Genomic DNA, 1,633 nt, shown 5'->3' with positions numbered 1-1,633 from the left:
CATGCAAGCATGATCATTACCTGAATACATGTGATGAGTGAACTGTAACTATAAAATTATGCTTCGTATACGATCTCGTCCTTTGTCGGTGTGCCGTCCACAATTGTAAACGCATGTAACACCGGATGCTCAGCATCCATCAGAGACAAGATCAGGTAAGACGCTGTACTGTCATAAGCCAGACGGATATCTTCCTGAGACGGACGCGCCGGTGTCTCCGGATGAGAATGCCAGTTCCCAAGCGGTGTCAGTCCGTTGACACGCATGTCCTTGATGGCTTTCAACTGTTCCTTCGGATCCATGGAAAAATGCTCGTTGGTGTGATCAATATTTGTCAGATAGTACACTTTTTTTACGGTACGGACATCACCGTCTTTTGTACCGCCCAGCAGTCCACAGCTCTCCTCCGGCAGATGTTCTTTTGCCCAGTCCACCATCGTATCAAAATCACTCTGTGCTAATTTGATCTGCATTTAAATTCCCTCACATTCTGCCTGTTCGTAATCAATTAATTTTGTGATGGTCGGATGATCACCGCAAACCGGACAGTTGCATGTATTTTTCGGTAATTTTATCTTGCGGAATTCCATATCCAACGCATCGTAAGTCAGAAGACTTCCGGTCAGGAGTTTGCCCTGTCCCAGAATGTACTTGATGGCTTCCATAGCCTGCAGGCTTCCGATGACACCGCCCATGGCTCCGATGACACCTGCCTGTTTACAGGTCGGAACAGCATCCTTTGGCGGTGGATTTTTGAATACACAACGGTAACACGGACCTTCTCCCGGTACATAGGTCATAAGCTGACCTTTGAAACGGATGATTCCTGCATGGCAAAATGGTTTTTTCGCCATAACACAGGCATCATTGATCAGGAATTTTGCCGGGAAGTTATCTGTTCCGTCAATGATAAAATCATAATCCTTGATCAGATCCATAATGTTCTCAGAAGTAACAAAAGTACGATAAGTAATCACGTTTACATCCGGGTTCAGATGATTCATAGTCTCTTTTGCAGACTGTACTTTTGCTTTTCCCAGATCATCGGTACTGTGGATGATCTGTCTCTGCAGGTTGGAGAGATCTACCTCATCCGCATCTGCGATACCGATGGTTCCCACACCGGCTGCTGCCAGATACATGGCACAAGGTGCACCAAGTCCGCCGGCTCCGATGATCAGAACCTTTGCGTTCAACAGTTTTTTCTGTCCTTTGGCGCCTACTTCCTTCAAAATGATATGACGGGAGTAACGCTCAAGCTGCTCGTTACTGAATGCCATTATTTTCCACCTCCCATGAAGTAGATGAACTCAACAACATCGCCATCTTTTAATGTAGTAGACTCAAAAGCGCCCTGATCTACAAATTCATCGTTCAGAGAAACTGTTACATACTCTGGTGTCTCTACGTTTTCCAGTGCGATCAGTTCTTTGACAGTCAGTCCCTCTTTGTATTCTTTGTTTTCTCCTGCTACGTTTAATTTCATGTTTTGTCCTCACTTTTCACAACTTTATTTTTATAGCTCAACTGTTGTTATTTTTATAGCTTTTATCTTTACAGTTCAACTGCTGCTTTTTGGATAGCTTTTATCTCAGTCGAGAAGACTCCCACTTCTGCAAGTGGTGAGTAATAA

Annotated in this window: 3 protein-coding genes; all 3 read right to left on the bottom strand. The window is 44.3% G+C overall.

Annotated elements, in window-relative coordinates; translation table 11 throughout:
- Nucleotides 1-56: 56 nt before the first annotated feature.
- Genes LG34_RS16265 through thiS form a run of 3 tightly spaced genes read right to left on the bottom strand, consistent with a single transcriptional unit; the run spans nt 57 to nt 1,486 of the window.
- Nucleotides 57-473, bottom strand: a complete 417-nt coding sequence (locus tag LG34_RS16265) for a M67 family metallopeptidase (protein WP_109217009.1) — start codon at nt 471-473, stop codon at nt 57-59.
- Complete coding sequence (locus tag LG34_RS16260; protein WP_109217008.1) at nt 474-1,280, bottom strand: HesA/MoeB/ThiF family protein; 807 nt, start codon at nt 1,278-1,280, stop codon at nt 474-476.
- Complete coding sequence (thiS, locus tag LG34_RS16255) at nt 1,280-1,486, bottom strand: sulfur carrier protein ThiS (protein WP_109217007.1); 207 nt, start codon at nt 1,484-1,486, stop codon at nt 1,280-1,282. The genes LG34_RS16260 and thiS overlap by 1 nt, the downstream gene beginning before the upstream one ends.
- Nucleotides 1,487-1,633 lie beyond the last annotated feature (147 nt).

This window comes from Eubacterium ramulus, from assembly GCF_003122485.1.
In the GTDB taxonomy this organism is placed as follows: domain Bacteria; phylum Bacillota; class Clostridia; order Lachnospirales; family Lachnospiraceae; genus Eubacterium_I; species Eubacterium_I ramulus_A.
Note: the sequence above shows the minus strand (reverse complement) of the source record. Positions and strands in the feature narration are given on the sequence as shown.